The organism is Leptospira ognonensis (assembly GCF_004770745.1).
GTDB classification, from domain to species: Bacteria; Spirochaetota; Leptospiria; order Leptospirales; family Leptospiraceae; genus Leptospira_A; species Leptospira_A ognonensis.
Genome location: NZ_RQGD01000045.1, coordinates 117,118 through 143,111 on the forward strand (window position 1 = coordinate 117,118; position 25,994 = coordinate 143,111).

The following is a 25,994-nucleotide window of genomic DNA, read 5'->3' on the forward strand; positions in this document are numbered from 1 at the left end:
ACACTCACTCTCTTCACTCAATTTTATTCATCTCTTCGAGGGGCAACATTGGTGGAAAGTCATTAAACTTTCTCCAAAGCTCGAATCCTAAACTCACACGATTCAGGAAAATCCATCCTCTTACGCGAACACCTTGCCTAAGGTAAGCGCTCGAAGGCCACGCTCGGTCTTCTTTGTCTGGCTCAACAAGAATTCTAAAGCTGCCGGACCCATTATCCGAAACGTCTACCAATTTTACAATCCCTCCAAAAGTACCAACGGCAACTTCAGGCCAACCGGCTAACTGCAATACGGGGTAACCTTGGAATTGCAATCGCACTTTCCTGCCTTCTCTGATTAGCGGAATGTCATCGCCATTGACATAAAGCTCTACGGCTTTGTCTTCAGAGTCAGGAACGATAATGGCCACACCGTCACCTTCTTTCAACTGTTGCGTATCGGGATTGACCAAGATTCGCATGATGGTGCCATCTCGTGAGGCATACACTTCTTGGGTTTGCTGCCGCGAAAGCCTTGCCTCGATACGTGGTAGCTCTTCCAATACGCGAGCAACTTCTGCCTGTGCGCTGGCAAGAGAAGCTCGTGCATCATTGATCATAGCTTCTGCATCTTCTCCTACCTTCCCAGTATCGGAGCCAAAGGCCCGCGCTTCTTTTTTGGCTGCGTCCAGAGCTGCTCTCGCTCGGTCGAGTCCAGTAACCGCATTTGTATGGTCTAACTCGGCAAGCTCTAGATTCCTTTTGGAGGCAAGCCCCTTTTCCACGAGCAGCTTTTGTCGATCTAGTTGTATGTCAGTTGCCTTCAGATTCGCTTTCGCAGCATCAACTGCCTGTTCGGCGCCGCGCACTCGGTCAAGTGCCATGAGCCTTCTTGACTCAGCAGCATCAACCGCGCTTCCCTTCGAGGATCTCAAAGAAATAATACGTGCCCGAATGGAATCCTCTCTTGATCTGGCTGCTTCGAGTCGGGACAAAAGCGCATTTTTTTCTGAACGTATCCGATCTATAAAGTCAGGGTCATTGTCAGAAATATTTATAATGGGATCGCCCTTCTTCACACGTGTTCCTTCATGAACGTGCCATTTAACAACCCTTCCATTGATCGGAGATTCTATCAGTTGCTGCCTATCCAAAGGTGCATAGGCTACGACTCGTCCGATGCCCACGGTTGTCTGCTGCCAGGGCACAAAGGGAAGGATGAGGAGCGAAAAAATAAAAAGCAAGGCCAATGTGTAAGCGAGTGTTCTTGCCGGTAATGAAGATTGCACCAATTGAAAACTTGATAATGAAAGATTCGATTCTGCCTTAACCTTAAACATTTCTCTTCTTCCCTTGCTTTTCCATTATTTTTTTTGCCGAAGTATCTTCCAGGATGATAACTGAATCAACTTTTGAAAGAACCGTTGGCAGTTTCGAATAAAGCAATACTGTTCCATGAGAGTCCTTTCCGTTGGCATACTCGAAAAATCGGTTTACCATAAATTCTGGAATTTCATCCAGCAGGCCATCTATGATTGCAAGTTTTGGCTTGTGTACTACAAATCGAACAAGCTGAATCAAGGACCTTTCCATTTGATTTAGCGGGGCTCCAAACGTTGCTACTGATGTTTTTAAACCATCAGGTAGGCTTTTTAAAATTTCACTTCCACCAAGAATATCGATAGCTCGGATAATGTCGAGATGTGAAATCTGACTATCACCCAATCGAATATTTTCCGTTAAATCTCCTTCCACCAACTCGTTTCGCCTAAGAAGAATTATGTTATTGTGATGTAAAAAATAATCTGTATTTAATACATTCTGCCCACCCACCAAAACCTCTCCCGAATCTGGCCGGATCAGCCCAATGAGAATATCAAAGAGAGCATCTTTTGCCTGTACATCTGTTATTTTTAATGCTATTTTTCGATTCATAAGAATGGAAAAATGAATGTCCTCAAGTAACTTCTTACCTAGAGCATTTTCATAGCTCAGACCATGAACCTCTAAAACATTTTTACTTTCCTGTCCAAAATATAAATTGTTCGGCGTTTCATCAGAAGCGGCATCCAACACAGATGTGACTTTGTCAACTGATGCAACAAGAGAATAGAAGCCCTCCAAATGTTTTCCAAATTTTGCCATATCACTTAAAACTTTAGAGATAACGATTTCGGCGGCAACCAGCTGTCCGATTGTTAGTTGCCTTTCTATGACTAAATAACCACCTATGCCCAGGAGAACTCCGCTGGCAATGGTTTGAACCGATACAAGTCCAACGACTTGTCGAATGTAATTATGAAAAAATCTTTCTCTTGTCCAGAGGTAGTCTTTCATCAGATTTTCCATTTTCTCATATGCGAAGTTCCTACCGATATTGGAATGAAAAAGTGATTCGTGTCTAGAAATTTCCTCTATCCATGCGCCCACTCTATACTTCTCTAAAGATACATCGAGGTAGTTATACGCCGCTTTAACACCACGGCGATAAATAATCAGGTAGGCTCCGATGAACAAAACAAAAACGTCAAAAACTAGAAACAATGGATGATACGTTGCGATCAAAGTGAATCCAATAATGGCGGTAAGGACTACCGACAGACCATCCACGAGAAGTGAGTTAATTGATTTTTGAATCGTAACTGTATCGAAAAAACGATTCGCAAGTTCCGGCCTATGTTTTGTAGAAAAGGTGTCGTTATTAATCTGAGGGAATTTTTCAGAAAACTCGATAGCGATACGAACAAAAATCCTTCTTTGAAGGATTTCGATTACATATGTTTGGACCACTTGCATGAGCCCAGCAAAACCCATAAAACAGACCACGATAAATGTTAAAACATAAACCGGCTGTAACATAACACCAAACGTGACAACGTTAACCAATGAAGAAGTAGAAATCGGTATCACTAGGGAAAGAATCCCAATTCCGATACCATAAATAGTTATGATCCAAATATCTTTTCTTTCTAATTTCATTAGAAAGAAGATTTGGCGAATCGCGGAAAAAAACTTATCCGCCTTTTTCTCTTTTTTGATCGGGCTTAAAAATCGGGAGGTAGGTTCTGCACTCAAAATTTTAATCTTTTGAGATAAATTTTTTAAAGAAAATAATTCAATTAACTTCGACTCTGAAAGTTTCATTTTCTCATTGGTCTGAATGTCCACGAGGTGATAAGAGAGACCACTATATCCCTCAATCGCAAACATGTCCTGAATCATGCCATTCTCATTCCCTAGGATCACCAACAAAGGGGAACTTTCAGTTACATAGGATCGAATTTCCAAGATACTCAGATCATGCAGTTTCATGATGAGATTAAATTTTTTAGGAATGACTCGAATGATCTCGGCTAAACCTTCGATGGTACTCTTTCTAGAACCAAAATCATAATCATTGATGATTGTCAGGATATCGCTCGGAAAATTTTTAACCCCATTGCGAAACTGAAAGAAGGAGATGATAGATTGGAATCGACTTTCGAGGGAATCGTGCTCAGGGAGGCTGCGGAAGCTCTTTTTTTCGGTACCCTTACCCCAAAAAGGCAGGATTTTCTTAATTAAATTGCTCATAAGGTAAATCTGCCCTTTAGACTTAAAAAACCATCAAATGATACGGCTAGCGAGAATTCAGAATTCCGAATTTAAGAAAAAAAAGCAATGGAGAAAACAATTTAAAAGAGGATCGAAGAGCGATCCCAAAATGTAACGGCAACTCCTTCCTACTTAGAAATCAGCTCCTTACAACGAACAGTGTTTTGTTGGTGCTAAGACTTGTTTCTACAGAGGTATCTTTTGTAACAAAATCGTAACTTCTAGCAGAACACTTAAGATTAATCTATTTGTAACAATGTGGAATCCAATTTCTATTGCTAATCCAAAATTGTTGGCTCCTGATATGGAAAACTAGCGAGAAGAGAAAAATTGGATTTTAATATTTATCAAACCGTCATATTACTCATGTTCTTACTTGCCATTAGTGATCTCATTGTTGGTGTTGCCAACGATGCAGTCAACTTTACGAATTCAGCTGTCGGTTCCAAAGTAAGTTCTAGAAGCGTTATACTCATTGTTGCGAGTTTAGGTATATTGATTGGATCCATCAGTTCCACGGGAATGATGGAGGTTGCCCGTAAAGGAATCTTTCGTCCAGAATTATTCAGTCTTGAAAATCTGATCTTCATTTTTCTATCCGTGATGATCACCGATATCTTGTTACTAGATTTTTATAATACTTTTGGATTACCTACTTCCACAACGGTATCTCTTGTATTCGAATTATTTGGCGCAAGTTTGATGATGGCATTTCTTACTAAACCAGTAGGAACTGATGCATTCGATTACATCAATTCTCAAAGTGCGATCAAAATCATCTCAGGAATCTTTCTTAGCATTCTCGTGGCTTTTATCATGGGAATGATCGCCCAAGGTATCAGCAGATTGATTTTTACATTTAATTTCAAAGAATCAATGAAATATTTTGGTGGGTTTTTTGCCGCCATTTCTACCTCCATTGTCTCGTTTTTTATTATAATCTCTGCGCTGAAAGATTCTTCCCTAAGCTCAACAGAAATAAACACTTTTGTATCAAATAATTTTTTCCTTTTAATTTCGGGCACAACTTTAGTGTTATGGGTCGCCTTTCAAAGTCTTATTCTGCTAAATTATAATATATTTAAATTTATTATATTGTTTGGTACATTTGCTTTAGCAGTTGCCTTCGCCGGAAATGATTTGGTGAACTTTGTTGGTGTGCCGATCGCGGGTTACAACACGGTACAATTGATTCAGGAAACAGGAGATCCGCAAGCGTTCGGAACAGGATTAACCGGTAAGGTGAAGGTTCCGCAGATGTTTCTTATATTTTCTGCCTTTATCATGATCCTCACTTTGCTCTTGTCCAAAAAAGCCCATACGGTAACAAAAACTGAGATTTCATTAGCGAGCGAAAAGAATGAACATGAATTATTTTCTTCTAATATCATTGGTAGAAGGCTTGTTGCCGTATTTTTAGATTTCTGGACAGCTTTGAAAGCGATACTTCCTGATTCGTTTAAAACCTTGATTAAGAATAGGTATAAAAGAAATAAAGACTCTGAAACTGAATCAAAAGCATTTGATCCTTTGCGTGCGAGCGTAAACATCACAACTGCCAGCCTCATCATCATGACCGGCTCTCTTTATAAACTTCCACTCTCAACTACCTTTGTAACTTTTATGGTGGCAATGGGTAGTTCCCTTGCAGACAAGGCCTGGACTCGACAAAGCTCAGTGAGTCGTGTTAGTGGCGTATTAACAGTCATTGCAGGATGGTTTGTAACGGCTATGGTAACAACGATTGTTAGTGCCGCAGTAGTTACTTTCTTTTATTTTTTCCACTTTTACGCTCTCATATTACTCATTCCTATCTTGCTATTTTTGGTTTATTATTTTTCCAAAATTCATAAAGCCAGAGAAATCGACTTCAAAGAATCGCTTGAAAGTATAAACATGCTTAGGACAAACCCAGAGAGTTCGATACACTCTATGCTTACCACACTTTCACAAAACGTGATCGAGGCAGGAAAAACTTTAGATAATATCTTGCTTGCACATTCAACAGGAAATGCCAAATCTTTGAAAGGGACAAAAAAAATCTTACAAAGGTTGAGCCTTCAATACTCAACTCATATGAGTCGTATCGCAGAAATAGATGATTCAGACCTATCCGAAATCGCCTGGCTGAGTGCATTTAGTATTGAGAGTTCTCTTCATAATTTCCGCAGAGTTATAAACAATATCATATCAATTAGAGACTCCGTTTCCTTTAAGTTGGAAAATTATTTTACGGCACTGAGTAAAGAAGAGGATACAGATCTTTCCGATTTGAAAAAATCAATTCACGAGCTCTTCAAAGCAGTGGAAAAAATCTCGAATAAGAATAGCGCAAAGGTCACCTCCACCAAACCATTTCAGAAAAAACTCGCCAATTTAAAATACTCCATTCACAAAGACCAAATCAAAAGAGTAAAAAAAGGAAAATCACATCTTAACGATTTAGTGCCTTATCTTATGATTGTTGAGGAGATGATGGATCTAAATAATAATTTGATCGAACTCCATGAGAACTTAGAAAAGACACTCTCTATTGGAACGGGGAAAAAAAGACCAACGAAAAAATCGTAAATAAAATTATCATCTTCCAAACTCTTGTTATCTGGTTGGTTTATCTTTACCGTAACCATTCGCGCCTACGGATACGATTTTTCATAAAAGGTTTTGGTCTAGAATAGGATAAATTTAAGATTGATTCTAAACTGCTAACGCATTGACAATTGTCATTTTGCGAAACTTTTGAAATTCTTTATTACTTTCGTCCAATGGATTAGAAAGTTATGAACGTAAATCAAAATGTTTCCCCCAACTTGCTTGCCAAATTTACCTTTCTAGGTGAAACACTAAACGCTTTCAAAAGCAATGACAGTGTCCCGTTCAATCTATACAATTCAGAAGGACATCTAGTATTCGAAAAGAAAAAACACCTCACCAAGGATGATTTCGAAAGGCTTCTCAAATTTGAGTTGCATGGCATTTTCATTCTGGTTTCAGAATTAAATCGACTTAAAGAAGAAGTGCGTGGCCATAAATTTAACAAAGGAAAGATCCATACTCTTGACAAAGAGCATATCGATAAATTTTCAAAACAGACGAATGATTTCATAGACCAACTGAGAAAGGAAGCTTTTACTTCGAACCAAGCCATCTTGGTACAAAATTCAATTCAAGATATCTTAACTGATTTTATGCACCATCCTGAATTTGAATCAGGATTTTTTAGTATACTCGAATTTCTGGGACAAAGTGAACTACCTTTAAGATCAGAATTGATGACAAAACGCACGATCGTAGCTATGGGTATGAAGATCAAAGCAAAAAATCATCTACTAAGAGAGGAGGCAAACCATTCTCACGCCGAATATCTCTCTATCATGATGGCGGCTTATTTAGCAGACATTGGTTATGCGAGATTAGACATAAACGACGAACAACCATTAACAAAAGTCCAATACCAAACGATTAAACAACATCCCATCATAAGTTATTTAATGACACTCGCGGCGCGGGAAATCTCATCGGAAGTGAAAACCTTGATTCTAAATCACCATAGACCCTTTCACGGAGTCGGATTAAACAATAATTTTCCAACCACGAAATCTACATTTACAAAGCTAATGGCAGTGAGAGATAAATATACTGGTGAAGCAAATAAAGAGAATATCATTGAAGACATTGAAAAACAATTATTCCTACAACAGCATCAAGTAATGAATGCGACTCAGGATGAAGATATTGCTATCTTATCATTGGCTAGTGAATATGCCTCTTTAACTACCAACCAATCGTGGAGACCTGCTTATAATTCATCACAAGCACTCAAAATCATTGTAAACAATTCCTTTTTTTCCTATAATAATAAAAACATTCGACTGCTACTCGACTATATCGGTTCTGCATTGAATCATAATGAAAGGATCATCAATCCTGGTGATTTTTTAATTACGACTTCCTTTGATTCAGAAAATCATTTTTTATTCGACTTATGTATGGTTCATCAAGTTGATAGATTTCAAAGTTTACCAATATTACAAAGAATAGGTTCTATCAAACCAGTCTTTCGAAAATCTTATAAATATATGATTGATAATTTTGATTTATCACAAATCAGAATGGATCGAAGAAGACCACTCATCGATCTCGGATCTCAAGCTGCTATCTCGCAAAGAATTATCTATATTATTGATAAGGATATAAACCCTACTATTTTTGAAACGGCTGGCAAATTGATCCGAAATTGATCCTAAAAATTTATTTTGCATTAAAATATTTAAGTGCTCTAACAAAATAATTTATATGAATCATATTTACAGCATTCTGCTCTCCTAAATCTCTATAGATTTTCAGAAGCCCAACCTGAATACCCTGTCGCTAATCTTGATGCCGTGATCTCACGTGCATGGAGAACAGCAAGGGCATTAACGGACAAAATACAAAGTGGACCTCTGCAATAAACGATCACTTCTTTGTTTTTTGGAAATTTATGCGCACCTAACTCCTGCAATGGGACGCTTATCGCGTTTGCAATGTGTCCTTTCTTATATTCTTCACTAGAACGGACATCAACGACAAGTATTCCCCCCTTTTTCATTTTTGCCTGAAGTTCTAAATTAGAAATGCCAGAATGGTTTTCGGGAGCTTCGTTGCGAATCCTCTTAGTTTCCTGAACTTCTTTGAAGACTGCAAATTTCTCTAAGGCTTCGAGTAACTCTCGAATAGGTCCAGGTTCGAGCCGATAAAGTATTCTTTTCCCCTCTCGACGGGTGGCGACCATCCTCGATTTTTTCAAAAGCTGAAGTTGTTGTGAGGTACTTGCAACTGGCAGGCCTGAGTGCTCAGAAAGTGTTTCCACTGATTTTTCTCCCTCAGCAATGAGTTGGAGCAGTAAAAGACGCGATTCATTGCCAAGCATGCTAGCAATCTCACTCATTCGCGGAATCGTTTCTAAAACGCTCATACTACTATCAAAAGAAATGTTTTCGGCTGAAGTCTGCAAGATTTTTTGAGACAGAGAATAGACTTAGACTAAAAAACATTCTATTTTTTTATTGAATGTAAGAATGTATTTCCCAAAAGAATCGTAAAGGAACTTCATTTTGGAAATCATCCTCAAGTCTACCTGATTGGCATAGGGCAAACCGCCCTACCCAGCTGACGAGAAATTGTCAGTCTCGTACGTCATATTCTCTAAAAGCTCTTTCAAACTGATCAGAGCAATGCCCACCGATCGATCTGACATTGCATAAGGCAATATTAGCTGATCTCCATTCACCGCTGCGCCACAACTGTAAACAACATTTGGAACGTAACCTTCTCGTTCTTTCTCATTGGGTGTCAAGAGTGGTTTCGTAAGTCGTCCGATAACCTTAGTCGGATCATTTAAGTGAAGTAAAAAAGCGCCAATGGAATACTTCCTCATAGCTCCGACTCCGTGACTCAAAACCAGCCACCCCGCTTTCGTTTCAATCGGTGAGCCACAGTTTCCAATTTGTAGAAACTCCCATGGATAAGTAGGCTTTACGATCAGAGTTTTTGAATGCCAAAAATGAATATCCTCAGAATACATAAGGTATAAATTTTCGTTATCTTGCCTGGAAATCATCGCATAATTTCCATTAATTTTTCTCGGGAAAAGGGCCATTCCTTTATTTTTTACTTCTGGCCCATTCAAAGTACAGATTTTGAAATGTAAAAAATCTTTTGTTTCAAGAAGTTGCGGAAAAATCACTCGTCCATCATACGCGGTATAGGTGGCATAATAGATATGATTGTTATCATCATCTACAAAATCAACAAATCTAGCATCCTCGATACCATTGCTTTCAGAAGGTGAATGAGGAAAAATAATACGCTCGGACAACCTCTCTTCACTTTCGTAAATGATTTCGTAGTTGGAGAGGGCAAGACTGAGTATTCCATTTGCTAAAGATTCATATTCGCTTACTTTTCTTTTATAAATTCGAAAATAATTTCCTATGCTTTTCTTTAAATCTTCAATGGAAAAACGTTCTTCTAAACTGGCAAGAATACTGATCGAAAAATCACTCTGCAAATCGAGCTCACTTAATTTTCGTTCAAATATTTCTTTGTTATATTCCGGATTTTGAATTTTTTCTGCAGTGGAAACATAACGTGTTGGTATTGCTACTGCGATATGGTTTTCAGCATCGATAAATCCTGATCGAAAAGTAATGGAGGAAATATGCCCTTCTCCGGTTGCCCTCAAACTTAGAATGAATCTTCGACTCCCTTCGGGTAAATTGTTTTGGTCGGGATGCCAGATCATGGATGGATTAAAAAGAGCAGCTGACTCAAGAGCATACTCTTGAGTAAAATAGGCTCCAATTAAAAGTTTTCTTTCTTCACTTAAGGGAAGGTCTGTTAGAAGAAATCGTTTCATTTGATGGAAACGTTGAAGAAAAAATATCTTTAATCTTCTATGTCTTTCTTCGAACTCACTTAACAATTCACCTAATTCCTGTATCACCAGATCTTCCGTTAGAGATTGAATTCTTCCGATGATTTTAATGACCCTCTCGTCTGGTGAAATGATGAGAGGACGGTACAAAACACGTCGATAGTCAGGTGTGAGTTCGATTCCAGTTCGAAAGACAGAAACATTATTGTTCATGTAACCAAGCCAACATATTTGAAATTTTACCCATTGCGACTCCTATGCACGTATCTGCGGCACCATAATACAAATGAATTGTATCACGATCCGATAATATTACATAACCACACGGGAATACGACATTGCCTACATCACCTACTCTCTCATAAAAGGTTTCAGGAGCAAACACCCATTCTGCGCCTCTTTTGATGCAAATTTCAGGATTTTCTAAATCAAAAAGTGCGAGCCCGATTCGGTAAACAGCTCCTGCAGAAGTATTTTTAACTCCATGATATAAAACCAACCATCCGCCTTCTGTTTCGATAGGCGGAGTCGCTAAACCAATTTTATTTGCATCCCAAAAACTGCCGGCTCGTGTTTCTATCATTGGCTTATTGTCTCCCCAATGAATTAAATCATTGGAATACGATATCCACATATGAGATCCGGAATCAGTCCTCGGCCGATGGACCATTACATACCTTCCCTTTATTTTTTTGGGAAATAAAGCTGCGTCCTTATCATCTGCTTGAAGGATGGTTCCCATTCTCTCAAAATGAATAAAGTCTTTTGTTAATGTTAACGCGACAGACGGACCAGGTTTTCCGTAAGCCGTATAAACGATCGCGTATTTTTTAAGTTCTTCCAAATAAGTGATTCGCGGATCTTCAACACCCCAACTGTCATGAATGTCATAATTAGGTAAAAAAGTGGGATTCTCGTCAATTTTCCAATGATGCAATCCATCCTTAGAGATAGCTTTTGTTAGATGTGATTTCCCGGTTTTATCTTCAACTCGGCAAAAGAGCAGTGTACTTCCGTCTTCGAGTAAGATAGAGCCTGGATTGAATACGGAATTGATTTCATACGGCCATATATCTTTCGTTAGTATTGGATTATCTGAAAATCTCTGAAAAATACCTTTTGTAAGTTGGTTCAAGTGGATAAAGATCTCGAGTGATTTTCTAAAAGTCTCATTTCTAAATTACTTTGTAAAAATGCGAGAGTTGATTCTGCACCTTGATTTTCATTCACTCGGTCCTGATGGAGTCCATCTCTACAGCCGCCCGTCGAAGGATCATAAAGAGAAACTTTTAAATCATTTCGACCAAGATACCATTCGAAAATTCGTTGTGCTTCATTTTTCCAAACGACTTCTTTTGTAATACGAAAAGAATCTAGACAGGCAGAGATCATAGTCTGGGCCTCAACTGGCTGTTGGTCAAACCTTGCTATCTGTCCTCCTCGTGCATAAAAACCATTCGTTCCAATTGGTATAAAATGACCTCCCTCTGCTTTTGCCTGCTGTAAATCGAGCAACCAATGGAGTGAATCAAAACCAATTTGCATTAATTCTTGGTTCATCATTGAGGAACCAGAAACAATGAGAGCATGCGGAATTGATGCGTTACAGTAACTTAACTCTTGTTCAAACCAAGGCCAATCTTGTTTGCGATTCTCTTTGTACAAGGTAAAAAATCGACCTGTTAATTCCTCTCTGGCATTTTCTGCACGTCTATCACCAGAAAATCTTTTTAAATATTCATTGATTCCTAAGAGTCCAAATGCCCAGGCGCGGGGGCTTTTTGTCGTAAGAATCGATGGCAATGCTTCCTCAAATAGTCGTCCTGCGATCGTCGGTAACTTAGGAGAGATAGCACGTCCAAGAACAGTTCCAAGGGCTAGTAAGGCACGTCCATGGCTATCTTCTGAACCTGACTCCTCGAGCCAATTTCTTTGATAATCCATAAAATTTCTAAATCTTTTTGTTTTCTGATTATATGCATACCATAAGAAGGCTAAGTATCGGTACCCTAAATTAAACACTATTTCACTATCTAGTTCCTCTATGAGAGTGCAGACAATGAGCGCCCTGGCATTATCGTCTGTCGTATAACCTTCATTATAGTTAGGCAAAGTAAAAAAAGCATGTTGTAAAAGTCCTGTGTCATCTGTCATATGAGAAAGGTGATTCAAATTTAAACTAGGTAGTTCAGCCGTTGGGGTCTGCCGATATTTTTTGACGAGGCCCTGCGATGAAAAGTATCTCTTCTCTTTTCTGGCTCTCTGAAAAGATTCCATATATCGTTTCGACACCTCTGACCAAACCATATTCCTAGCATAAATATAGGCTTTCTTGCGCATCGCATGCCGATCTGATTCATTTCTTAAAAGATTAATCACTTCATGGCTAAGAGCGCCATGATCTCTAAAAGGAACCAATACACCTCTTCCTTCCGCTAAAATTTCTTCTGCATACCAATAAGGAGTCGAAATAATTGCCTTTCCGGCACCTAACGTATACGCAAGTGTTCCTGAAACAGTTTGATTCGGCTCAAGGTAAGGTGTAATATAAATATCAGTCGCTCCGATAAATTCCATCAGTTCCGTTTGGCTTATGAATTTATTATAGAATATTACATTTTTCTCTACTTTATGCTCCTTCGCTAACAACTGTAAAGAAATTCGATAAGCCTCCCCTTCATTTCTAATGACTTGAGGGTGTGTGGCACCGATGATAAGGTAAACGACATTCGGAAAATGTTTCACGATTTCAGGTAAGGCAAGAATGACATTCTCTAGACCTTTATTTTGTGATATCAATCCAAAACTCATCAGAACAATTTTACCTTCTACACCGAAGATATCTTTGTGAAAACTTGGGTCAAAAAAAGGTACGTCGGGGATACCGTGAGGTATGATATCTATCTTTTCAGAATTGATATTATATACTTGAGTTAACATTTCAGCACCATGTTCGCTCATCACGACGACACGATCTGAGAGTGCGACGAGTTGCTCTAAAACCGATTTTTGATCTTCGTCTGGTGTTTTTAATATTGTATGAAGAGTAGTAACAATGGGCATACGGAGATCACGTAGGAGTGCCAATACATGTCCTCCTGCTTTTCCTCCGAAAATTCCGTATTCAAACTGAAGGGAAACTAGATCGACATTGTTTATATTTAAAAAGTCTGCTGCCCGATAATAAGAATTAATATCTTTCTCACTGATTTCGAATCTGACTCGAGATGGGTAGGCATAACCAGCTTCTATATCATTGACTGGTATTGCTATACATGTGATTTCCGGATATTCCACCGAAACAGATTCACATAAGTCCGTTGTAAAGGTTGCAATTCCACATTGGCGTGGAGCATAATTTCCGATGAAACCAATTCGTTTCATTTGCAAAAAAATTCTTTAATAATGAAAGGATTCTTCAGAGAATGATTTTTCGTTTGCACTGGGCGCGGCTCCTTCGATGATACGATACAAAAAATATTTTATCGCAATCGAGGAATCATTCTAAAATTCCCTTGTCCTATGCTATGATCAAACAAGTATTATACTAAATAAATTGTATACTTATTGAAATCACAATCCGATAAACTAGCAATCACTTTTTTAACAAGATTTTGTTGAAGCACATTCCAAATGAAGTCTTAACTTTCAATCCGAAACAGTTTACTGTACAAATTTAGGCATGAATAGATAAATTCAACTTGAATTGTAAGATAGCAAGCTAAGCTTGAATGCGAAAGGACTTCATCGCTTTTTGATTGTTTTTTGTTCTGTGGGCGGCAAGGTATCATTTTTTAAAAAGGATGTAATGAATCCAGAAGAGATGGAAGCGCTGGTTCATTTTGCACTCAAGACATATGGTAAGGCCGCTATTTAGCAGGGCAGCATGTATTCTCGAACGGTTCTCAAAGTAGCTCCTCTGTAAAGAGGAATCAATAGCAATAGATTCATTGGATAGGAAATAAAGATTCGTAAGATGAGCATAAATCAATTTTTAACTAACCACTTTTGGCATAGTATCAGCCTCATTTTTGCCTTCTCCGGAATGTTATTACTGTCTCTTTCCCTACTTTTAATTCTTAAATCTCCTAGGTTGGCTTTTTGGTTAGGAAGTCTTGAAAGGATGAACCTTTGGCACCATCAATTCGCAACTATTGGTTATGCGTTCATTCTTATGCATCCACTACTTCTTGGTTGGGATTTGTTTTTTCATAATCAGCCAAATCTCTGGATTCAAATTTTACGATTTCAGAATTCATGGTCCATGTCCACTGGATGGATTTCGATCGTATTATTTATATTAGGTTTATTTTTTACATTCAATGTCCAGCTTCCCTACCGAGCTTGGAAATATTCTCATACAATACTCGCCATCGCCTATCTCTTAGGTTTTCATCATGTTTTATTGGTAAAAGGCTTTTATTCTTTTTATTCCATTATGGGAATACCGCCTCTCCTAATCTTGTTTCTCAGACTGTTTGGCTTGGATCATAAGGGAATTTCCATTCCCTTCCTTGTTGAATCCGTAAAATTTTCTTCTTCCGAAATTATAGAAATTGAATTAAAACCCATGAAACGAAGTCTGATTGTTTCTTCCGGACAATACATTTTTGTCGCCTTTTATGAAGGACCCGGCTTCAAAGGTTGTGGAGAGTTTCATCCTTTTTCCATCATTCAATTTTTGGAGAATGGAAATCTAATGATTGCTGTAAAATCTTTAGGAGAATGTACGAAAAATATTTTAAAAATGCAAGCTGGAGTTAAAGCGAACGTGCTCGGACCATTCGGAAATTTTCATTCAGGCAATACAATGAAGAAAGAAATTTGGATCGCTGCGGGAATCGGAGCTACTCCATTTCTATCCTTCATTTATAATCAACAAATAACAAAACCAACAAAAATGTATCTGTTACTGAAACACAGAAAAGACTCTCCCTTTGTGCCAATATTCGAAAATTTCAACGATCAAAAAAAATATTTCCAATTCAAATTGATTGAAACAGATAAAAATCTTAAACCCTTGTTTCACGAAATGGAAACTTTTTACGAATTACAAGAAATAGATTTTTTTATCTGTGGTCCTCCTACTTTAATGAATGAATTAGTTCTTTGGCTTTACTCAAAAGGTGTTTCTCATCAATCTATACATTACGAGCAATTTGATTTACGTTTATGAAAATAATTTATAACATTACCACAGCATTCTTTATCTTATCCTTTTCTTTTTTTTATTTTTATGGTGATCATACAGAAAGCAAATCAGTTCATAAATTTTATAGAATGGAAGAAGTTAGCCAACACAATTCAGCAACATCCTGTTGGATCGTAATTAAAAATCAAATTTTTGATGTAACGGACTACAATCAGGATCATCCAGCACCGCCGGACGTGATACTCAAATGGTGTGGGAAAGAATCTACAGCAGCCTTCAATACAAAAGATCAAAAAAAAGGAAAACCTCATTCAAAATTCGCAACTCAGATTTTACCAGAATTTTATATAGGTGATCTTCAGATAAATTAGGAACGAATCTGAAACCTTTAGATTTCAAATTTTAGAATACTTCTTGTTCCAAAGTCATTTTCAACGCGAAATGTACCTTTGAGCTGTTCGGCGAGCATCTTAATGACTAGCTGGCCAAAGCCAGTAGATTTTGATGGGACTTCTTTTGGAACTATGCCCGTGCCATCGTCTTTGATACTAAAAGTGATCCGATTTTCATCTTTCACCAGATCGATTCGAATGTTTCCATGATCTTTTTCGGTAAACGCATGGTTGAAGATATTAGTAATGAGTTCATTCACGATGATGCCAAGAGTGATCGCTTTTTTCGAGTTGAGGGAAAAATCATCGATCCTCCTCTCGATAGAAACGGTTTTACCACCAGCAAATACCAATAAAATCGAATCAAGTAAACTATTGAGATAATCTTTTATAGCTATGTCCTGATAATCCCGACCAGCAAGTAACTTTTCGTAAAGAAGACGAATACTTTGGATGCGTGAGATAGATTCTCTTAAAGCAAGCTTCACCTCTTCGATCTCGGTCTCTTCGGACTGTAAGGTGAGAAGACCTTCTACGGATGCCAAGTTGTTTTTAATTCTGTGGTGAACTTCCTTCAACAAGATCTCTTTTTCTGTTAGTTGTTTTGTGATTTCCTCTTCCACCTGTTTTTGTTTGGTGATATCTTGGACTGCACCCCAGAGACCGATCATTTTTCCAATCATGTCATACTCGGCCTCACCTTTCACAAACATCCATCGGACACTCCCATCTTTTCTCTCAGATTGGAGCTCAAGACTATATGGTGTTCCTTTCTCCTGTAAAATTGTAATTGCCGAAGCGAATGATTCTCGACTCGCCAGTGAATATAGATTCATCTGCTCCACAAAAGGCAGTGGAGGAAGAGAGGAATCTATTTCATAGATTCGATACAGTTCAACTGACCAATCTACTTCATTTGTGATCATGTTTATGTGCCAACTACCAACATGAGCAATTCTTTGTGACTCCTTCAGATCTCTTTCGCGATTCTGGAGTGTGGTAAGTACGGCTTCTCGCAAAGCTTGCAATCGTTTGACTTCATTGATATCGACAAAAGTGAGTACAGCGCCTTCAATCACATTATTTAGAGTCCGATACGGCAGAATGCGCATGGAATACCAGATACCGGCAGTGGTTTGAACCTCTAGTTCCTTATGTACGAGTGTATCTAAAACTGCTTGTATATCAGAGGTTAATGTTTCGTAGTTTTTTAGATTAGAAAGTATATGATTGACTGGTCTATCGATGTCGCTCTCGATCAAGTTGATAATTTTTGTCGCCATTGGAGTAAATCGTAAGATACGCAAAGAGTAATCGACGAAGATTGTGGCGATCCCAGTACCAGAGAGTAAATTGTTCATATCATTATTTACACGAGATAAGTCTGTGACTTTGGATTGCAATTCGTGATTTACCGTTGCTAGCTCTTCGTTTACGGATTGGAGTTCCTCTTTGGAAGTCTCCAGCTCCTCGTTAGTCGATTGCATTTCCTCATTGACAGATTGCATCTCCTCGTTTGAGAATTTTAATTCTTCATTTGCTGTTTCCAGTTCTTCTAACGTTGATTGTAAATATTCTTGGTTGGATTGTAACTCTTTTTGAAGGGAAAGAATCATCGCGCTTTCCGTTGATTTATCAGCGGAAGGTATAGCTACGATACCTTCCGCCGAAATAATTTCTAGAACTACTAAAAATAAAGGAACTTCCGTGTTGGCATGATCTGAATCACCTAAAGGACTAATCGTAAGATTGATAGTGGAGTAACTCCCATTGGTTTTGACTTGAAGCTCTTTACATTCTATTTGCTTTCGACTCGTCACTGCTTTGTGAAATGACAGCGAGAGGTCCCTTCTGAGCCCTTCTCTGGCCATTTTCATGATATTTGGTGCAATAGTCTCACCTGGTGCGGGTTCGAAAAACATACCCGTGCGACCGTGTAAATAAAGGATATTGCCTTTGTCATCAACCAGTGCTGCTGCTGGTGCAAATTGCTTGAGTAGCGCCTGTTCGGCGATATCTCTTAGTGGAAATTTGACTCTACCCTTCGAAGGCGACGGTATCAAATCGTTACCTGGTGGAATGATCCTAGCAGAAAAAGAACGTTGAAAACTAATGATATCTTCCTTTTTTTGGAATATTCGAAGCATTCTGTTTAAGGAGGTGAAGAGATGGTAGTTATCACCAACCGATTCCGAATTTCCAAGAAAAAGATATCCCTTTGGATTTAAAGCATAATGAAAAAGAATTATGATTCTTTTTTGTAGGTCACTACTTAGATAGATGAGGAGATTGCGGCAGCTGATCAAATCGAGTTTAGAAAAAGGTGGATCACGCGTTAGATCCTGTTCTGAAAATACAAGCATATCTCGAATGCCTTTATGCACCCTATAGGTATTTCCTACAGATTCTCTTACAAAAAACCGCGCAAGTCTCTCTGGCGTGATGTCCTCTGCGATCGTCTCAGGATAGACTCCTGCTCTAGCAGTTGCTATCGCCTTCGGGTCTATATCGGTGGCAAAAAGTTGGACTGGAAAATGGATTTTTCTCTTCTCCATCTCTTCTGAAATCAGGATGGCAATCGTATATGCCTCCTCTCCAGTGGAACAGGCAGGAACCCAAATTCGAAGAGAGGCATCAGCAGTTTTTTTATCGCAGAGTTGAGGTATGATCTTTTCTTCTATTTCTGCAAAAGCATCTGGATCTCGGAAAAAATTTGTAACTCCGATAAGGACATCTCTAAATAATGCATCCACCTCTGTAGGCGTTTGACTCGCGAACGCAACATATTCATCTATCGTCATAAGTTGGTGGATGGCAATCCGGCGCTCAATCCTTCGAAGTATTGTGCTAGGTTTATACTGTGAAAAATCATGGCCGCTTTGAGTTCGTAATAAGGTAAATATTCTTTGAAGTGTGTCCGTACTCACAGAAGAAATGAATTCTTTTTTCGGCAATTTACCTAGGGAATGCTCCGCATAACGGATCAATTGCGCTGGCATTTCTGCAGGAGTTAACACGAAATCAACGAGAACAGAATCGATGACACTTCGTGGCATACTTTCGTATTCTGTTGACTCTGGCAATTGTGCCATAACCATTCCACCTTCAGCTTTAATTGCCCTTGCACCAAGGGTTCCATCAAATCCAGTGCCCGAAAGAACAATGCCGATGGCACGCTCGCGGAGGTCCTCAGCCAATGTTTTAAAAAAAAAGTCAATTGTCATACGTTGCCCTCGTAACGTAGACGGTTCGCTGAGTTTTAGATGGCCTTGTTGAAAAGACAGATTCGTATTAGGTGGTTTGATGTAGGCGCAATTTGGCTTCAGAACCATACCGTCTTCGACTTCAAATACTTCCATTCGGGTGTAACGTCGAACCAAATCCGCAAGTATGCTTTTATGATCTGGTGCCAGGTGTTGCACGAGAACAAAAGCCATATTTGGATCTTTATCAGTAGGCATACCCGCGAAAAAAGCTTCAAACGCAGCAAGTCCACCTGCGGAGGCACCGATACCAACGATAGCAAATGACTCTGCTTTTTTCATTTACACTTTCCTATGTTCAGGGATTACTTTGGTGCTTTTCTTACTCAAAGACTTATGATGACTCTATAAGCAGTTCTGCCACTTTCATCCAAAGATAAACACGTGCTGAGAGTCGCCTTAATCTTTTCACTATCTTTTTTAATTAAATACAGGCTAAAGGATTGGGGGATTCTGCTTTCAAAAAGATTTTTTCTGTGTAGATAAAATATATCTTGGTCTGCGGGTAATACGAAATCAGTCAGATTCATTTTGAGAAGTTCAGGTCGAGTAAGACCTAGAAGAGTCGCAGCCGTAAGGTTTGTTTCCAAAATCTGGCCTAATTCACCGACAGTAAGATAACCAAGTGGTGCGAGATCATAAAGATCAAAATAACGAGACTTGGAAATTTCTAGTTCAGAATGTACTCTACGCAACTCAATGTTTTGAGCCGAAAGTTCCTCCTGATGGACGCTCAATTCGTGAAATGCCCGTTTCATGGAGATCTCAGCCTGATTGCGTTCTTGTTTTGTCTGGAATAGCTTTAAGGCCATTTTGATCGCAGCATCTAAGACAAAAATTCCCGAATTTTTCACCAGATATCCATAACCCGAAATGCTCTCCGTTTTATTCACGACTTCAGGCTCGGTATGCGAAGAATAAAAAAGGATCGGTATGTCTTTGATTCTTAAAATTTCTTCCGCTGCTTTCGTACCGTCCATACCTTCTCCCAGATCAATATCCATGAGCACCAAATCAAAATTTGAGTGATCGTCCATTATGCTGGCAACTGCGTCTTCCCCAGAGGAAACGTGATGTACCACGTAGTTTTTACTCTTTAATTGTTTTGATTCTAAAATGGCGATCAAAGCTTCGTCTTCCACGTAGAGAATTTTTTTTCCTTTTTGGTCCAAATCGCTATATGACTTCATTGAAATCAGCCGTTCCTTGCTATGAGTGAATGCATATTTCAGATCAATAGCGAGAAAAATCGGATTTTTAAGAAAATTATAATAATACATCCGCTAATTCAGGTTTGATCAAATTCAGCTTTTAGGGAGGTTCCTCTACCAGATACGAATTTACGGCGGTTTTTGAAGAAGTGATGAACGAATTGATACCTATAAATCTACTTAATCTTAAGTTTTTTAAATGCCGCCTTGTACCGAGCAGACACCATCATCCGTCAAAGTCCAAAGAAGGAGGCAATGAAAAGTGCATTCGAAGTATTTTCGCGATTTCTGGAAGATACATTATGTATTTCCTTCGCTAACTGGCGTGCGCTGTGTTTCAATGTAAAGATCACCTTAAGAAATCGGCAAACGTATCCCTTTTGAAAAGTAATCGAAAGAAAAGCAGGCACAAAAAGAGAATTAGAATCATTTTATAACCCACAATATTTGTACAGATTTCCTATTTCATAAGCATGATCGTCAAACATATATTACATGTTATATATTTTGAAAAATAAATTTACAATATTTAGAAAAGTATAATTTGTGTTTATAGGAGATTAAAACTATGAAGAAACTTTTAATGATTGGGTTATTGGTTATCACATCACAAGTATTTGCGATTTCGGAACTTGAAAATTTATTACTCAAGGAAGCCGTTGCACCGGAAGCAAAAAAAACAACGAAAGAATATTTTATTAAGAGAGCTGCGGATTACAAAGAACTTTCTAAAAAATATGATGCTCTCGCAAAAGGTCCGCAAGGCGGAAAAGCAACATCAGAAATGCAAAATGAAAAGAAGTATAAAGATCTTTCCAAAAAAGCATTAGATGAAGCTGCAAAATACCAGGCTGAAGCAGACAAACTTTAAGAAAATTAAAAAGTATCTATCTCCCCTGGGATAGATACTTTTATTAAAAATATATTTTTAGAATTAAGTGTCGCAAATCTTACGTTATCTTTTGATTTTTTTCATCATAAAAAAAGGTTGAACCACTTCGCGGCTTTCCTTACTGGCCGTTAATTCAAATCCCTAGGATCAGCTTTAAGCCAGAATGTGTAACGAAATTGATCCATATTGTAATGGAACATTCATTCATAAGAAAAATTTTCCCTTTGCAATGCGAAGGAGAAATAACCATTCACCAAACTGATTGTCAGGTGATCATTGGCCCGAGACACAACGAACGTAAAGGCCATTGGACTTTGTGTTGTAGGACACCTGAGCACCAGTGGTGAACTGCACATACCACGCTAGGTTTGTATTACCAACGTAGGTCAATGCAGACCAATAAGTGCTAGAAATCGTGTTTGGAAAAAAACTATTAATAGCTGGATTTGGCGAACCGCCAGGGCAAGTTCCAAGATCGTTTGAAATTACGGTTGTATTAGTACACGCAATTAATAATTTAAATTCATTTTTAGTAGGAACACGCCAGTTTGTTTTGCCATTTGTCCCAGCTCCCGCGTTTGCAGTGTTCAGCGACTCGCATGCCGACCATGCACCAGACGTGCCAGTGCCATTCAAAAGTTTCGTTCCTACATCATTACAGGATTCGTCAGCTATACTACAATAGGGAGTTGTTATCGCCCCGTAGGTAGGACCAGATCCTGTTCCAGTACAATCATTCGTTCCTGAATTCCAGACTTGTCCATGAATGCATTTCATCCACGTCAGAGTCTCCGCCGTATAAACTTGTCCACCAAAGGTTCCCGCATTGCCCATCAATTTTACGGTTCCATCATTATTATCCACAAATGTTCCCCAATTGCGCGTTATCGCAAATACGCATGCCAAAGCTATAGAAGTAATGTTTGCATTTGCCGTTCCATTTCCGTTCGTAATGGAACAGTATAATCCAGGTGGTTGTGTCTGCACTGTCACAGAATAATTTGCTCCGCTTGCAATCGAGGAACTAAAGGTAAATGTACTGGCACCACTTGAAACTGCTAAATCATCACCGGAATTATTCTGTAATACCAATCCTGGTGCCGTCAGTCCCGTGAGTGTTCCTCCTATAGTGTACGTGGTTTGACTAACGGTAATGTTGATTGTTTCTTTAGAGTTTCCGATGGCATTGCTTGCCTTAATTTCATAAGAGGTAGGAGATTGGTTTACAGTTGGTGTACCGGATATAACACAATTCTCGTTGCCGAGTACAAGACCTGAAGGAAGCGAGGGATTGGAAGAACAGGTGGTAATCGTGCCTGTCACATCGGGTGTAATGGTAGAAATGGGAAGATTCAGTGTAAACGTGTAGGGACTACCAGCATAACGAAACGTTGGTGCTATTTCCGCATTTGTCCCAGAACCACCTGCCCTACCAGCGGAACAGTAAGGATTTTTTAAAATGCAGTTGATAGCCTGAAGGTAAAGATTTGTTCTACTCCCCGGATCGTTTGAATTTTCTAAGTTCAAAGGCGCACAGGAATAAACGAGAAAGAGGGATAGGGGCAACGCCAAACCTCGTCTCGTTGCAAAACCTAATAATCGAGCGGAGGCAATTGCAGGATTCATGAGCATGGGTATCAATCCTAACGCACAAAGCCGATCTTGGCGTCCTGTTCTATATTTCTGGAGTTTTTTTTGTTAAGGTTAAGTTCGGGTCGAATCCTGAGGAAACTTTTGACCCTTGCTCATACGAAATTTTGTGTTCTATCTGATCGACGTTTAACTTCTAACATCGCACATTTTGACATAGCCCTTAGCGTTTCCGCGGAATCTTAAAAATGTATATTTTTCCACTAGATCATTTACTGCATCGCCAAAAATGGAATACGATAGCAGCATCCTCAGAGAATGGTAATCTAATCGTTAGTCTCGTTTGTAGAATTAGTCACTACAGTCGGGAGAGTCCATTTTGTATTTCATTCACAAGAATTTCCTCATGTTGTTATGAAAAATAATTTGACTCTGGTAAGGCGATCAGATTTGATTGGGAAAAAACAAAAGAGGTAAGGATGAAAATCAAGTTATTAATCCTATCGATGTCGTTCCTTTTAGTGAATTGTTTTACTTTTGGAAAAATTGGTTATGCGGTCCCTGCCGCAACAGAAATGGCAGAATTAGATCAAACCCCAATCGCAGAACATTGCGCAACGCTGATCACAAATATGTTGGAAGATGGAAATGCAAAACTGAAAGCAGCAGGAAAAGAGAAATATGAGAACATAGGGCTCGAATTTTCAACTGGATTTGGTAAAAGCTGTTTGCAATACAAGGCAATTAAATAGGTAATCAAATGAAAAATATTTTTATCGCAACTACATTTGTATTATTAGTTAACTGTACCCACAAATGGGGAAATTTTAAATCTTACGAACTACAAGCACCCACCAATCTGGAAACTTTGGGCGAGCCTGTAACAGGAAATGATTGTTCTTTTGTTTCTAATCAATGGTTCAGAAACAATGTAGCGGATGCTATACGAGATGCAATCGCAAAGGCACCCGCAGGTACGACAGGTTTAAAAGACGTTACTGTTTCTGCCGTAAACTTTCGTTATCTTTTCACCAGCTGCATTAATGTTGAAGGGATACCAGTGAAAGAAAGCACGGCAGCTCCAGCAAAAACAAAAAAATAGAAACAGTCGTATTTATCACGACTTGCTTCCTTTGGTTCTACAAGCTCACCACAAACGGTGGGCTTAAGGTCTCTTCGAGAGTCGGCGCTTCCGTATCTTTGACTTAACCTTAAAATAACTGTTGCTAATCGCGAGAAAGAGAAACGAAAGAGATGATTCAAGTTAACTAACGTTTTGTGGTTTCATCCGTCCGATGCCTATCAGTAAGAGAAACGAGACATTCAGAGATTCCGAAAAGTTTGTATCCTTATTCCCTCTACCGGCCGCAAGTGTAACTGCCGCTGATACAGGAAGAAACTGCGCACTAAACAAAATAAAAAAAATTAATAAGTTTGTTTCTGATTGTAAGGATTAGATTTTTGTGATTAAAGGAAAACTTGCGCCTTCCCACGAGCCACTCCCCTCCACCCTAACTCGGGCGGGGGTTCGATCAATCCACCTCTGATTATGTCCCACTAAATCCCCTTTATACCATTAAACTGGAGTTAGCCTTTTTATGTTTTCAAACTCCTCAGATACAGAATACATTGTAGACTGACCATTCCCCTCCATCTAACAAGTGATATTTAGATTGTTCTTTATCAAAAAGCCACAGAAATAAACCGGGGACCGTTTTTTCGATCTTCTTCTCCTTTTGATTTTGACTTTCCAGAATGGGTATCTGTAAGGAATTTTGAAAATCATTTCTGGCTTTGGGGCTTTATTTAAGATAAGGCGAAGAACTTTCGTAAGAGCTCGAGTAAAATCGAGGAAATTTTCATAATACATGCAAATATTTGCTACAATATTTTCTATACACTTCAGATTTTATTTTTTTTCTCTGATTGACTATATTTAATTTCTAGCTCACACTCAGTGGATGCGAACATGGACTTGCAACAATGATTTGAATCAAAAGAAGCAAATAATCCGTGTCTTCCTCTTTTTATTCATATCGTTTCTTGGAAATTCGTGTAAGGTTCTTCCCTCTTTAGATACAAATCCCATAGAATTTTTATCAGCACTTCGCGTTTTGGAAAAATCTAATCATTCTCAAGATAACAATTCCCAAAGTAACAATTCCGAAGGAGAAAGTAGCTCGGACTGTACGAGTAACTGTTCAACAGATGGATCAGTATCCGTTCAAATCAACTACGTGAATTCACCATTCTCCTTAACGACAGGAGTGTCTTCCTTAAACGAATCTCCAGTTTTGTCTGGAAACCCTACTTATTTTACTGTCTCACCTGATTTACCTTTTGGATTGAAACTAGATTCAGGATCAGGCTCTATATCGGGAACGATCTCAGAGGTTGTCACAAATGCCGATTTTACCATCACGGGAACTGCTGATGCAAAGAGTGCCCAAACGACGATTCGAATTTCTTCCGTCATCCCAGCAGCATGTGCAGACGTCTCCATCACTACCGGTGTTGGAACGCTTGCCGATCCTTTCCAGATTTGTAACCCTCTCCAATTGCAATCCATGAGCACTCATCATATTTCCAATCCGGGATCTTATTACCAACTAACGCAAGATATAGATCTTTCCTCGATTTCAAATTTTACTCCCATAAGCAATATCACAAACCAATTTACTGGAGTATTTGATGGTCAGAATCATACAGTTCATAATCTTACGATTGATAATAATGCAACGAGCCATCAAGGTCTATTTGGTTATGTGGTAGGTGGTGCGACTACTGAGATTCGAAATTTAAGACTTAGTAATGCGAATGTCAGAGGGAATGCACAGTCTGGTTCAGTCATCGGATTGTTAAACGCATACGCTAAAAATATCCATTCCTATGGGGCAGTTGTCGATGGATTTGCGGATGGGACAGGTGGACTTGTTGGCAGATTCTCCGGTGTAGGCTCCATATACGATTCCTCGTTTTCTGGAACGGTTGTAGGTGGCGGCTCGTATACTGGTGGTCTCGTTGGTGACTCTTTTGGGGGGGATGAGGTCGTTCGATGTAAAGGGAAGGGAACTATTACGGGGAATGGCGCCGTCGGCGGAATCATTGGGCGAGCCGCTGGTACTCTCGTATTAAATTCGTATTGGATGGGATCGGTTACTGGGAGTACCGAAGTTGGCGGAATCATGGGAAAGGGTCAACTAACGGATGGTAAAACAAAATTTTCTTACTCCGTTGGTTCAGTAACAGGCACATCCAGCTTAGGTGGACTCATCGGCTCGATAACGAGCTCATCAGAGGAGTCATATTATAATATTAATGTTGCCAATCAGGCAGACAATGACACGCGTGGGATTCCGAAAACGACAACACAGTTGAAATGTCCAGTGGTCCCGAACGATTCTTGCGCTACAACTGCCATTTATACCTCTTGGGATACAACTATTTGGAATTTTGGGACGGCCCTCGACTATCCCAAACTCAAATGGGAAAACAGTTTATAGA

17 protein-coding genes are annotated in these 25,994 nt (G+C 39.0%); 8 read left to right on the forward strand and 9 right to left on the reverse strand.

Going from position 1 to position 25,994, the window contains the following annotated elements; translation table 11 throughout:
• Positions 1 to 13: 13 nt before the first annotated feature.
• Both EHQ58_RS16080 and EHQ58_RS16085 read right to left on the reverse strand, forming a co-directional pair.
• Complete coding sequence (locus tag EHQ58_RS16080; protein ID WP_135624930.1) at positions 14 to 1,318, reverse strand: HlyD family secretion protein; 1,305 nt, start codon at positions 1,316 to 1,318, stop codon at positions 14 to 16.
• Entirely contained in the window at positions 1,311 to 3,551 is a 2,241-nt protein-coding gene (locus EHQ58_RS16085; RefSeq protein WP_135624931.1) for an ATP-binding cassette domain-containing protein, read from the reverse strand. The genes EHQ58_RS16080 and EHQ58_RS16085 overlap by 8 nt, the downstream gene beginning before the upstream one ends.
• Before the next feature lie 351 nt (positions 3,552 to 3,902).
• Here EHQ58_RS16085 and EHQ58_RS16090 point away from each other — a divergent pair, with 351 nt between their 5' ends.
• Both EHQ58_RS16090 and EHQ58_RS16095 read left to right on the forward strand, forming a co-directional pair.
• Positions 3,903 to 6,143, forward strand: coding sequence for an inorganic phosphate transporter (locus tag EHQ58_RS16090; RefSeq protein ID WP_135624932.1), 2,241 nt, complete (start codon positions 3,903 to 3,905; stop codon positions 6,141 to 6,143).
• Between the two features lie 209 nt (positions 6,144 to 6,352).
• Entirely contained in the window at positions 6,353 to 7,813 is a 1,461-nt protein-coding gene (locus EHQ58_RS16095) for an HD-GYP domain-containing protein (RefSeq protein WP_135624933.1), read from the forward strand.
• Positions 7,814 to 7,905: 92 nt separating this feature from the next.
• Here the strand turns inward: EHQ58_RS16095 and EHQ58_RS16100 are convergent, their stop codons facing one another.
• The 4 genes from EHQ58_RS16100 to EHQ58_RS16115 form a co-directional block, all read right to left on the reverse strand.
• Positions 7,906 to 8,529, reverse strand: coding sequence for an ArsR/SmtB family transcription factor (locus EHQ58_RS16100; protein WP_246047401.1), 624 nt, complete (start codon positions 8,527 to 8,529; stop codon positions 7,906 to 7,908).
• Between the two features lie 186 nt (positions 8,530 to 8,715).
• Positions 8,716 to 10,203, reverse strand: coding sequence for a glycoside hydrolase family 130 protein (locus tag EHQ58_RS16105; RefSeq protein ID WP_135624934.1), 1,488 nt, complete (start codon positions 10,201 to 10,203; stop codon positions 8,716 to 8,718).
• Positions 10,193 to 11,125, reverse strand: a complete 933-nt coding sequence (locus tag EHQ58_RS16110; protein ID WP_135624935.1) for a glycoside hydrolase family 130 protein — start codon at positions 11,123 to 11,125, stop codon at positions 10,193 to 10,195. Before EHQ58_RS16110 ends, EHQ58_RS16105 begins: the two co-directional genes overlap by 11 nt.
• Complete coding sequence (locus tag EHQ58_RS16115) at positions 11,122 to 13,374, reverse strand: glycosyltransferase family 4 protein (RefSeq protein ID WP_135624936.1); 2,253 nt, start codon at positions 13,372 to 13,374, stop codon at positions 11,122 to 11,124. Before EHQ58_RS16115 ends, EHQ58_RS16110 begins: the two co-directional genes overlap by 4 nt.
• A gap of 592 nt (positions 13,375 to 13,966) precedes the next feature.
• On the opposite strand from EHQ58_RS16115, the gene EHQ58_RS16120 reads away from it, so the two are divergent.
• Positions 13,967 to 15,166 (forward strand): ferric reductase-like transmembrane domain-containing protein, encoded by a 1,200-nt coding sequence (locus tag EHQ58_RS16120; protein WP_135624937.1) that lies wholly within the window; start codon positions 13,967 to 13,969, stop codon positions 15,164 to 15,166.
• On the forward strand, positions 15,163 to 15,513 hold the full coding sequence (locus EHQ58_RS16125) for a cytochrome b5-like heme/steroid binding domain-containing protein (protein ID WP_135624938.1): 351 nt from the start codon (positions 15,163 to 15,165) through the stop codon (positions 15,511 to 15,513). Before EHQ58_RS16120 ends, EHQ58_RS16125 begins: the two co-directional genes overlap by 4 nt.
• Positions 15,514 to 15,530: 17 nt before the next feature.
• Here EHQ58_RS16125 and EHQ58_RS16130 read toward each other — a convergent pair whose 3' ends face one another.
• Both EHQ58_RS16130 and EHQ58_RS16135 read right to left on the reverse strand, forming a co-directional pair.
• Positions 15,531 to 19,079, reverse strand: coding sequence for a CheR family methyltransferase (locus EHQ58_RS16130; RefSeq protein WP_135624939.1), 3,549 nt, complete (start codon positions 19,077 to 19,079; stop codon positions 15,531 to 15,533).
• A gap of 44 nt (positions 19,080 to 19,123) precedes the next feature.
• Positions 19,124 to 19,987, reverse strand: coding sequence for a response regulator (locus EHQ58_RS16135; RefSeq protein WP_135624940.1), 864 nt, complete (start codon positions 19,985 to 19,987; stop codon positions 19,124 to 19,126).
• Positions 19,988 to 20,576: 589 nt separating this feature from the next.
• On the opposite strand from EHQ58_RS16135, the gene EHQ58_RS16140 reads away from it, so the two are divergent.
• Entirely contained in the window at positions 20,577 to 20,879 is a 303-nt protein-coding gene (locus EHQ58_RS16140; RefSeq protein ID WP_135624941.1) for a hypothetical protein, read from the forward strand.
• A 294-nt stretch (positions 20,880 to 21,173) separates the two neighbouring features.
• On the opposite strand, the gene EHQ58_RS16145 is transcribed toward EHQ58_RS16140, so the two are convergent.
• Positions 21,174 to 22,526, reverse strand: a complete 1,353-nt coding sequence (locus tag EHQ58_RS16145) for an Lcl domain-containing protein (protein WP_167883662.1) — start codon at positions 22,524 to 22,526, stop codon at positions 21,174 to 21,176.
• A gap of 443 nt (positions 22,527 to 22,969) precedes the next feature.
• On the opposite strand from EHQ58_RS16145, the gene EHQ58_RS16150 reads away from it, so the two are divergent.
• The 3 genes from EHQ58_RS16150 (at position 22,970) to EHQ58_RS16160 (ending at position 25,993) form a co-directional block, all read left to right on the forward strand.
• Positions 22,970 to 23,242, forward strand: coding sequence for a hypothetical protein (locus EHQ58_RS16150; RefSeq protein WP_135624943.1), 273 nt, complete (start codon positions 22,970 to 22,972; stop codon positions 23,240 to 23,242).
• Positions 23,243 to 23,250: 8 nt separating this feature from the next.
• Positions 23,251 to 23,592 carry a hypothetical protein gene (locus EHQ58_RS16155; protein ID WP_135624944.1) on the forward strand — a complete coding sequence of 114 codons (342 nt, stop codon included), beginning with the start codon at positions 23,251 to 23,253 and terminating at the stop codon, positions 23,590 to 23,592.
• An 886-nt stretch (positions 23,593 to 24,478) separates the two neighbouring features.
• Complete coding sequence (locus EHQ58_RS16160) at positions 24,479 to 25,993, forward strand: putative Ig domain-containing protein (protein WP_167883663.1); 1,515 nt, start codon at positions 24,479 to 24,481, stop codon at positions 25,991 to 25,993.
• The last annotated feature ends 1 nt before the right edge of the window (position 25,994 follow it).

Bases quoted from the DNA above. Each gene is read 5' to 3' on its own strand.
- EHQ58_RS16080 (WP_135624930.1), bottom strand. From the start codon at position 1,318: ATGTTTAAGGTTAAGGCAGAATCGAATCTTTCATTATCAAGTTTTCAA.
- EHQ58_RS16085 (WP_135624931.1), bottom strand. From the start codon at position 3,551: ATGAGCAATTTAATTAAGAAAATCCTGCCTTTTTGGGGTAAGGGTACC.
- EHQ58_RS16095 (WP_135624933.1), top strand. From the start codon at position 6,353: ATGAACGTAAATCAAAATGTTTCCCCCAACTTGCTTGCCAAATTTACC.
- EHQ58_RS16100 (WP_246047401.1), bottom strand. From the start codon at position 8,529: ATGAGCGTTTTAGAAACGATTCCGCGAATGAGTGAGATTGCTAGCATG.
- EHQ58_RS16105 (WP_135624934.1), bottom strand. From the start codon at position 10,203: ATGAACAATAATGTTTCTGTCTTTCGAACTGGAATCGAACTCACACCT.
- EHQ58_RS16115 (WP_135624936.1), bottom strand. From the start codon at position 13,374: ATGAAACGAATTGGTTTCATCGGAAATTATGCTCCACGCCAATGTGGA.
- EHQ58_RS16120 (WP_135624937.1), top strand. From the start codon at position 13,967: ATGAGCATAAATCAATTTTTAACTAACCACTTTTGGCATAGTATCAGC.
- EHQ58_RS16125 (WP_135624938.1), top strand. From the start codon at position 15,163: ATGAAAATAATTTATAACATTACCACAGCATTCTTTATCTTATCCTTT.
- EHQ58_RS16130 (WP_135624939.1), bottom strand. From the start codon at position 19,079: ATGAAAAAAGCAGAGTCATTTGCTATCGTTGGTATCGGTGCCTCCGCA.
- EHQ58_RS16135 (WP_135624940.1), bottom strand. From the start codon at position 19,987: ATGAAGTCATATAGCGATTTGGACCAAAAAGGAAAAAAAATTCTCTAC.
- EHQ58_RS16140 (WP_135624941.1), top strand. From the start codon at position 20,577: ATGAAGAAACTTTTAATGATTGGGTTATTGGTTATCACATCACAAGTA.
- EHQ58_RS16145 (WP_167883662.1), bottom strand. From the start codon at position 22,526: ATGAATCCTGCAATTGCCTCCGCTCGATTATTAGGTTTTGCAACGAGA.
- EHQ58_RS16150 (WP_135624943.1), top strand. From the start codon at position 22,970: ATGAAAATCAAGTTATTAATCCTATCGATGTCGTTCCTTTTAGTGAAT.
- EHQ58_RS16155 (WP_135624944.1), top strand. From the start codon at position 23,251: ATGAAAAATATTTTTATCGCAACTACATTTGTATTATTAGTTAACTGT.